The 9216-nt window shown below is 73.0% G+C and carries 6 protein-coding genes; 3 read left to right on the top strand and 3 right to left on the bottom strand.

The window, feature by feature from the left end; translation table 11 throughout:
* Positions 1–91: 91 nt before the first annotated feature.
* Positions 92–997 (bottom strand): ectoine hydroxylase, encoded by a 906-nt coding sequence (gene thpD / locus ACWGL3_RS12350; protein WP_267946523.1) that lies wholly within the window; start codon positions 995–997, stop codon positions 92–94.
* 509 nt (positions 998–1506) lie between these two features.
* Between thpD and ACWGL3_RS12345 the strand changes: the two genes are divergently transcribed.
* The 3 genes from ACWGL3_RS12345 (at position 1507) to ACWGL3_RS12335 (ending at position 6116) form a co-directional block, all read left to right on the top strand.
* Positions 1507–2166: a GmrSD restriction endonuclease domain-containing protein gene (locus tag ACWGL3_RS12345; protein WP_267946522.1), complete on the top strand. Its 660-nt coding sequence runs from the start codon at positions 1507–1509 to the stop codon at positions 2164–2166.
* Between the two features lie 245 nt (positions 2167–2411).
* Positions 2412–4880: an ATP-binding protein gene (locus ACWGL3_RS12340; RefSeq protein ID WP_267946521.1), complete on the top strand. Its 2469-nt coding sequence runs from the start codon at positions 2412–2414 to the stop codon at positions 4878–4880.
* Positions 4881–5075: 195 nt separating this feature from the next.
* The gene (locus ACWGL3_RS12335; protein ID WP_452461278.1) at positions 5076–6116 is read left to right on the top strand and encodes a hypothetical protein; all 1041 of its coding nucleotides are present in this window, start codon (positions 5076–5078) and stop codon (positions 6114–6116) included.
* 24 nt (positions 6117–6140) lie between these two features.
* On the opposite strand, the gene ACWGL3_RS12330 is transcribed toward ACWGL3_RS12335, so the two are convergent.
* Both ACWGL3_RS12330 and ACWGL3_RS12325 read right to left on the bottom strand, forming a co-directional pair.
* Positions 6141–7964, bottom strand: coding sequence for a protein kinase domain-containing protein (locus ACWGL3_RS12330; protein ID WP_452461277.1), 1824 nt, complete (start codon positions 7962–7964; stop codon positions 6141–6143).
* A gap of 431 nt (positions 7965–8395) precedes the next feature.
* Positions 8396–8935 carry a hypothetical protein gene (locus ACWGL3_RS12325; RefSeq protein ID WP_452461276.1) on the bottom strand — a complete coding sequence of 180 codons (540 nt, stop codon included), beginning with the start codon at positions 8933–8935 and terminating at the stop codon, positions 8396–8398.
* Between the last annotated feature and the right edge of the window lie 281 nt (positions 8936–9216).

Genomic DNA, 9216 nt, shown 5'->3' with positions numbered 1-9216 from the left:
AGCCCCCGCGGGGCTCCGGGCGCCGCTACGGCACGGGGACAGGGCGAACCGCCGCGCGGGCAGGAGCGGGGCCCGTCCGCGCGGCGGTGGCTCAGCGGCCCACGGGGGTGAAGTCCCGGGAGGCGATGTGCTCCGGGCGCGGCCCCGAGGAGCCGAACGGCGCGGTGCAGGCGTTCTCGACGCTGTTGAACACCACGAACACGTCCGACCGCGGGTGCGGCGTGATGTTGTCACCGGAGCCGTGCATGCAGTTGGCGTCGAAGACGGTCGCCCCGCCCGCGGGACCGGTCAGCACCTCGATGCCGTGCTGGTGGGCGAGCAGCGAGAGCGAGCTCTCGTCGGGCACGCCGACGCCCCGCGTCTTGGGCGGGGTCCGGTGGTGCGGGCTCGGGGCCGGGTCCACGCACGAGACGAACGTGCGGTGCGAGCCGGGGATGGCCATCAGGGCGCCGTTGTGGGGGTGGTTCTCGGTCAGGGCGACGGAGAAGCTCACCGCCCGCATCCGTGGCATGCCGTCCTCGGCGTGCCACGTCTCGAAGTTGGAGTGCCAGAAGAACGAGCCGCCGCCGAAGCCGGGCTTGTGGTTGACGCGGCTCTGGTGCACGTACACGTCCGATCCCAGGATCTGGCGTGCGCGCTCGACCAGGCGCGGGTCGTTGACGAGCTCGGCGAAGACGTCGCTGAGCTCGTGCACCGCGTAGACCGACCGGACGCCGCCCGACTCGGGGTCGACGACCACGCGGTCGTCCCCCCGGAGGCCGGGATCGGACGACAGCCGCTCCAGCTCGGCGCGGTAGGCCTGGACCTCCTCGCCGCTGACGAGGGAGTCGATCCGGGTGTAGCCGCGTTGGTCGTAGTCCGCGATCTCCTCCGCGGAGAAGGGCCCGCCGTCGGCAGACCCCCACACGGTGGGGGACCTGCGGTACAGGAGTGCGGGTTCGTGGGCCTTGCGGGTCGGGTACTCGTCCGCGGTCGGTATGTCTATCAGGAGAGTCATGGCCTGTCCCCGTGGGGTTCGTCCTCTCTGAGGTAGACGGCGTTCCCTACGACATGCGAACTTAACAAATATCGACCCGGATTTCCTGAATGGCCGAAGGCTCCCGTGTTTGTCGTTTACTTTTCCGGGTAGGACCGTTTTACTTATGGGCTGAAACGCATAATCGCGCTCTCCCCGGCACGGTCCCCCGTCCGCCCCCGGCGTTCGGATCCTCCGGGCCCACCTGCCCTCCGTCACCCTCGGTGTCCCTGGTCGGCATGCCCGGACATCCGCGCAGGTGGCCGTGTCGCCGTCACAGACAACGAAACACGCCGTCACCCAGGGCGATTTCCTTGTGATCTGGTTCACGAGTATATGGTACAGAGCTTGGTTCAAAATTAAGGGGGCGGACGCGGGGACGTCACTTCCGAACAGGTGCGAATTCCCTGTCCGGGACTGGCGCGGAAAGCGCCGTTACCCCACAGTAGTGGGGTCCTTGTTTCCTCGACCCGCTCAAGAGGAGAAATAACGTGACCCCCTTCCCCCGCGCGGTCCCGCGCGTACTCGCGGCCGCCGCCGCGGCGGCCCTCGCCGCCGTCATCGGATGGTCCTCGCCCGCCGCCGCGGACCACGTCCTGCCGCCCAACATCCCCAGCACCTCCGAGGCCCGTACCCAGCTCGGCTCCCTGACCGTCGCGGCCAAGGGGCCCCAGACCGGCTACGACCGCAGCCTCTTCCCGCACTGGAACGTCGTCGACAGCCCCTGTACCGCCCGCCAGGTCGTCCTGCTCCGCGACGGGCACGACGTGGTCACCGACGACGACTGCCAGCCGACCTCCGGCAGCTGGTACAGCGCCTTCGACGACTCCTGGGTGTACGACGAGCCGTCCGACATCAGCGTCGACCACCAGGTGCCGCTGAGCGAGGCGTGGAAGACCGGCGCGGCCGACTGGTCCACGTCCCGGCGCGCCGACTTCGCCAACGACGTCACCAGCTCGCAGCTGTGGCTCGCCACCCCGTCCAGCAACGGCTCCAAGGGCGACAAGGACCCGTCCCAGTGGATGCCGACCAACACCTCCGTCCACTGCGACTACGTCAAGTCCTGGATCAACGTGAAGTACGTGTACGACCTCACCGTGACCTCCGCGGAGAAGTCCTCCATCCAGGGCACCCTCGACTCCGCCTGCTGAACGGCGACCGCCGCCGCGTGACCGCGGTTCCCCTCTCCGGGCCCGTCCCCCCGCAGCGGGGGGACGGGCCCCTCCCGTACGGGCGCGAGTCACGTTTTCGCGGGGATTCTGGCGCGCCGTAACCCCGTCCGCTTCTACGGCCCCGGCACGATGCTCCACTATGGAGGGTGGCACAGGCGGCAGGCCCGGGTGCGTCCGCCGTCCGGGCGCACCCCGACACGCGACGCGACCAGAAGGGCTCAGAGATGACCGGTACCAGGGGGACCCGCGGCGCGACCCGCCTCACGGTCCGCTACTTCGACGACCGCGTGCTCTTCAGCGACAGCGAGGCCTGGGCCTACTTCCGGCTCCCGACGGTGTCGTACGAGTTCACCACCCCCGAGGAACGCCAGGCCCTGGCCACCAACATCACCATCGCCCTCGCCGCCATCCGCATGAACGACGCCGAGGTCCACCTGCGCGTCGCCCACCGCACCTACCCGGCCGCCCAGTGGGCCACCAGCCTGGACGGGACCTCCGACTCCGGCCCCGGCTGGTACGACTACCTCGACGAGATGTACCGGCACGTGTGGGCCAAGGACTTCTGGACCAAGGAGGTCTACCTCGGCGTCCGCCTCGGCCTGCGCGGCTCCGGCACCGGCCTCGGCCTGTTCTCCCAGGTGTTCGGCGCCTACCAGCGCACCGAGGAGGTCCTCGGCATCAACGACGACGCCGTGGACGACAAGGAGATCGCCCGCTGGACGGACCAGTCCGAGCGGCTCGGCCGCGCGCTGGCGGCCAGCTCCCTCCACGCGCGCCACGCCACCTCCGACGAGATCGCGTGGCTCGTCAGACACTCGGTCAGCGGCTCCGCCGAGGAGGTCAGGCCCTCCGCCGCCGGCCGCCGCACCTGGGGACGCGGCGAGATCGAGGCGCTGGTGGACGGGGTCGTCCACAACGGCCGCTCCATGCTCCGCCTCGAACAGCCCTCCGGCTCCACCTACGTCGCGTTCCTGTCGTTCGCCCGCTTCCCCGACCTGATGCCCTTCCCGGACGGCGAACCGTGGCTGCACCACGCCGACGCGCTCCCCTTCCCGGTCGAGGTGTCCCTGCGGATGAAGCTCATCCCGCCGGCCAAGGCCTCCAAGGACGTCGGCCGCAAGCTCGCGCACGCCCGCGACATGGACGCGCACATCCGCGAGGCAGGGGTGGAGGCGCCCATCGCGCTCGCCGAGCAGATCGACGCCGCCCGCATGCTGGAGCACGGCATCACCAAGGAGCGGCTGCCCTTCGTCTACGGCTGGCACCGGCTCATGGTGTCCGCACCCACCGAACGCCTCCTCGTCCAGCAGGTCGAGGCCGTCGTCGAGCACTACCGCGACATCGGCATCGACGTCATCAACTCCACCGGCGACCAGTTCTCGCTGTTCAACGAGTCCCTGCCCGGTGACCGCATCCGGCTCCAGGCGTACGCCCAGCGCCAGCCCCTGCGCACCATCGCGGGCGGCATGCCCACCGCCACCGTCGAGGTCGGGGACCGCGTCGACCGCAGCGGGGGCGGCTGGGTCGGCCCCTACATCGGCGAGAGCATCGGCCGGGCCCGCTCCATCGTGCACTTCGACCCGATGGTCGCCGCCGCGCGCAACCGCCCCACCGCCATCGCCATCACCGGCGAGCCCGGCGGCGGCAAGACCACCCTGGCGCTCCTGCTCATCTACCAGCTGGCCCTGCGCGGCGTCACCGTCGCCGCCATCGACCCCAAGGGCGACGCCGAGTCGCTCGTGGAGCTTCTCCGGCGCCGGGGCCGCAAGGCCAGGATCATGTCGCTGGGATCGGCCCAGCCCGGGCTGCTCGACCCGTTCGCCTTCGGCGACGACCTCGCCGCCAAGAAGACCATGGCCACCGAGACCCTGCGGCTCCTGCTGCCCCGCATGAGCGAGGAGCGCGAGTCCGCCATGATCCAGGCGGTGGCCGCCGTCGCCAACCAGCCCCGCCCCTCCCTCGCCAAGGTCGTCGACCACCTCGTCTCCTCGCCCGGAGCCGCCTCCCGCAACCTGGGCGCGGTCCTGCAGTCCATGTCCGAGATGCGGCTCGCCTCGCTGTGCTTCGACCCGCAGGGCGAGACGCAGATCGACACCGAGGGCTGGACCACCGTGTTCACCCTGGGCGGGCTCACCCTGCCCGACTCCGGTGTGGGCCGCGACGACTACTCCTACGAGCAGAGGCTCTCCGTCGCCCTGCTCTACCTGGTGTCCCAGTTCGCCCGCCGCCTGATGAACGGCCTGGACCGCCACCTGCCCAAGGCGATCTTCCTGGACGAGGCGTGGGCGGTCACCTCCACCCCCGAGGGCGCCAAGCTCGTCCCCGAGGTCTCCCGGATGGGCCGCTCCCGCAACACGGCGCTCATCCTCGTCTCCCAGAACGCCGGGGACCTCCTGAACGAGCAGGTGACCAACTGCCTCTCCTCGGTGTTCGCGTTCCGCTCCAGCGAGCGCTTCGAGGTGGAGAGCGTCATGGCCCTGCTCGGGGTCGACCCCACCGAGGACCACCTCGCGGTGCTGCGCAACCTGGGCAACGGCGAGTGCCTGTTCCGGGACCTGGACGGCCGGGCCGGGCGGATCGGCGTCGACCTCGTCTCCGACCGGCTGCTGCGCTGGCTCGACACCAACCCCACCCGGCAGCGCCCGGGGGAGGAGGACGACCTGGTGGCGGCCGGACACGACGAACCGGTCTGACGGGTCCGCGTCGCGGACGGGACCCGCAGGTGGCGGCGGCCCCCCGCGGGCCGGGCGCCGGGCGCGGCAAAGGCGTCCCGGGCGGCAGGTTCGGGGCGGCCCCGGGGTGGGCATCTCCTATTTTGTCGGGCTCCTCCCCGGGTGCCCGCCCCCGCCCCGCCTCCCGACAGACCCACCACTCACGAGGGACCGCCCATGAGTGAGGACGTCATCCGGCCGCGACCCGTCATCGACCCCTCCCTGCCCGAGGAGCTGCGGGAGGAGGTCACCTGGCAGGCGCGCGCGCCCGACCGCTTCCCGCGCCGGTACGACACCGGGTCGGCAGGGCGCCGGGCCCGCCTGAGGGAGGGCGGCGTCCAGCTGCTCGGGGTCGGGTTCACCACGGCACTGGCCCTGTTTACCGCCGGCTGGTACCTGGGCATGGTGATCGTCAGCATCAGTCTGGTCGCCTATGTCGCCGCCCTCGCCTGCCGCGGGGACGCCCGCCCCGCGGTGCGCGCCACGGGGGCCCTCGTCGGGGCCGGCGCCGTCGCCGCCGCCCCGGTGTGGCTGACGGACGTCGTCCCGCAGGACCCGTTCCCGGGCATGCCCTGGGCGCTGTTCGGCGTCCTCGTCGCCATGGTCGCCGCCGACGCCCTCACGTCGGGCGCCGGACGGACGGTGGAGGGGCCCAGACAGCAGTTCGTGGTCCTGTCCGACGACCTCACCGAGGCCGACCGCGCCCTGGTCGCGGAGGTGCAGCGCACGATCGACCTGGTGTCGGACGCCCGGGCCGACCTCGGTGCGGACGCGCTGGACACCGACCGGGCGCTGGCGGTCCTCCGCGAGCAGGAGTGGCGGATCGCCTCCCTCCTCGCCCGGCAGCGGGAGCTGCGCCGCGCCCACGCGCGCCGGTGGCAGCGGGCGTCGTCGCCCAGGGTCCGGGACGCGCTCAGACCCCAGCGGGAGCACCTGGGCGCGGTCGAGGACGCGGTCCGCGCCCGGGTCGCCCAGATCACCGCGTACGGGGTCCTGGTCGAGCAGGCGGTGGCCGCCCACCGGGAGTGGGAGCAGTGCCAGGAGGCGGTGGACTCCACCGCCGACTACGTCGACCACCGGGTGTCCGCCGGGTTCCTCGGCACCGCCTCGGCGGACGTGTCCGAGCTGTGCGCCACCGCCGAGTCGGCCCGCAGGGTGCGCGACGAGCGGGTCGAGCGCATGCTCACGGCCGACAGGCTGCTCACCGCCCCCGGATGAGGCGTTGCGCGGTCGCGGACCCGCTCAGGCGACGCCCCCGCCGAACCCGAAGTGGGACCGCACCCGCTGCGGGAGCAGCAGCAGGCCGCCGATCGCCACGTTGAACACCAGCAGCAGCACGTAGAACGCCAGTTGCTCCGGGTTGTAGATCAGCACCGAGAACAGGCCGAAGAACAACCCGATCGCCGCGATGCCCTGGACGATCACCACCGCCCCGAACACGAGGCGTGAGCGCAGGACCGCCCCGGCCGCCCCGATGACCGAGTAGGACCCCCACAGGCCCAGGAGGAGTACCGTGCCCCAGCCCGTGGGGCCCCCGTTGACGGCCTCGGCCGCGAACAGCACGGTGAGGAACAGCAGGTAGGCGGCGTTGAGCGCCAGCATCACCGCCGCGACGAGCACCTGCACCGGCCTGCCCGCCGCGGGCGCGCCGTGCGCCCACGTCCCCCGGCCCCCGGGAGCCGGCGGCGCACCGCTCCCCGGGGCGAAACCGGCGCGACCGGAGCCGTGCCCGGGGGCGGCGGGCCTCCCGTTCAGGGTGAAGTGCCCGGTCCCCGGCGCCGCGGGCGCGTGCGGGGCCTGCGCCCCGTACCGCCCGGCCGGCTGCTGCCGGTACGGGCGGCCGGGCGCCGTCATGGGGTGCGGGGTGTCGTGCGCCCCGGGCGCGGCGGGTCCCGCGGGGTTCGGCCGGTGTGCCGGGTGGCCGCCCGACACCCCCGTGTGCGCGGGCGGCCCCTGGGGCTCCTGGGGCCCCGAACCACCGGACACCGACGGGATCCCCATCACGCCGGGCACCGTGGGGCCGCCCGGGGCCCCGGGCCTCAGGGTGTCCGGGAAGGCCGCGTGGCCGCCGGTCGGCTGCCGCTGCGCCGGGTAGGCGCCGCTCGGGCCGGACTCCTGCCACCGGGTCACGCCCGCGCCGGCGCCGCCGGGGCCGTGCGCGGGACCGTCGCCCGGGGCGCTCTGCGGACCCGTGTCCGGGGCGGGGTCCGCGCCGCCCGTGTACGCCCGTCTCTCCCGGGCCAGGAGGGCCAGGGCCTCCGCCGGGTCGGGACGCAGGGCCGGGTCACGGTCGAGCAGCGCCCCGATGAGCGCCCTCAGCGGCGCGCTCGCCGGGTCCTCGCCGTATCCCGGCACGGACAGCGGCGGCGGCATCGGCGCGGTCAGCACCGCGCTGATGATCCCCGTGATGCTGTCCCGCTTGAACGGGGTGTGCCCCTCGAGCAGGGAGTACAGGGTGACGCCCAGACTCCACAGGTCGGACGCGGGCAGGGCGCGCTCACCCTCGAACCGCTCCGGCGCCATGTACTCGGGCGAGCCGATGTACACGCCGGTCTGGGTGAGGGCGGCGCTGCCGTCGACGTTCGCGATACCGAAGTCCGTCAGGACCGTACGGCCGTCGTCGGTGAGCATGATGTTGGCGGGCTTGACGTCGCGGTGGGTGACCCCCGCGGCGTGCGCCGCCCTCAGGCCGCCGAGCAGCGACCTCGCCGCCTCCTCGACCTGCTCCACCGGCATCGGACCGTGGCGGTCCAGGTGGTGCTGCATCGACGCGCCGCTCAGCAGCTCCATGACGATCCAGGGGCTGTCGTCGTGTTCGAGCACGTCGTGGATGGTGACCACCGACGTGTTGGTGATCCTGGCGGTCGCCTGCGCCTCGCGCAGTGTGCGCGCACGGGCCTCGGCGCGGTCCTGCGGGTCCATGCCCTCGGGGAGGAGGACCTCCTTGACGGCCACGTCGCGCTGGAGGGAGGGGTCCCAGGCGTGCCACACCGTGCCCATTCCGCCCGCGCCGAGTCGTTCGCGCAGCTCGTAACGGCCGACGGTGCTACGGCCGGGAGTGGGCATAGGGGCGCATCCCTTCTGGCGGTGGGGGACGATGCGCGGCCAATCTATCCAAGAAAGGCCCTGCCGCCGCGCCTTGCGGTGCTCGCCGCCGTTTTCTGAAGCTTTCTCACTGTAATCCGGCAAGGCCCTCCACCCCTGGGCGCGAACGGCAGGTGACCGAAAGCGGTCACTGCCGAGGGGGGTCGTTCCGGGGAGGGGGTCAGGGGCCTTTCGGGACAGTGACCACGGTACCGGTGCGGTGCGACGGAATCCTCGGCGAACGGGCCCCGACCGGGGAGAGGGGCCGCTCGAACACAAGAGCGTCCTGGTCAGGGCCATTACTGACCTTGGCCATGTTTCGGCGTCCGGGCGCTCCCCGCCGCAACTCCTCGGAACGGAGCTCCTTCCGATACACGCCCCCTTTTCTTTTCGTCACCCAGGGATACTCCTCCTCACTCATGGTGACGAATTCGGGGCTGTTCCGCCGTCTCCCGCGGGTCCCCGTGCGGAAGGCCGACGGCCGCCGGCTCGTGGTGCGCCGCCTCCGCGCGGGGAACGGCCGGTTCCAGCGCCCACGCGACCGGCAGGCGCAGCAGGGCCACCGCGCACAGGGCGGCCGCCGCCCACGCGACCGCGCGACCGCGGACGGAGACCAGGACGAGTGCGGCGGCCGCCCCCTGGGCCGCGGCGGCGAGCGGCGGCCCCCAGACCGGGCCGACGCCGAACCAGGGGTACATGAGAGCGGTCTGGGTCAGCGCCAGCGCCACGGACGCCGTCAGCAGGACGGCGGTGGCGCCGGGGCGGGGGAGTCCCGTGCCGCGCAGCACCGCGTACAGGGCGGCGTGGGCCGCGGCGAGCCCCGCGATCCCGGCCCCGGCCCAGGCGGCGGACGCCGCCGCGCCGGTGGTGGCCGTGAAGAGGGCGAAGGCGCCCACCACGAGGAGGACCCCCGTGGCGGCCGGCGGGTACAGGACGGCGCACACGAGGAGCACGGCGGAGCTCCCTGCCGGGAGGGGCGGTCCCGCGGGCCCTCCGGGGCCGCGGGTCGGGTCGGCCGGGCCTGGTCGCGGAGCGGTCATGCTGCGTCCTCCGTGCGTGTCGGTGCGGGTTCGTCCGGCGGCGGAGCCGTGGACCGGTTCGGCGGTTCGGTGGGGCGCGTGGTTTCGGCCGGGCGCCAATGACAGCTCGGGGGCCTGCAGAAGACCGGAGTGGAACCGGGTGCCAGTCCGATTGGTGGCAGGGTGTCCACTTCTGGCCGAGAAGCCGAGTGTGA

It is taken from the genome of Nocardiopsis sp. NPDC055824 (assembly GCF_053616335.1).
The sequence above is the reverse complement of the archived record's forward strand: the minus strand, read 5'-3'. Positions and strand labels throughout refer to the sequence as shown.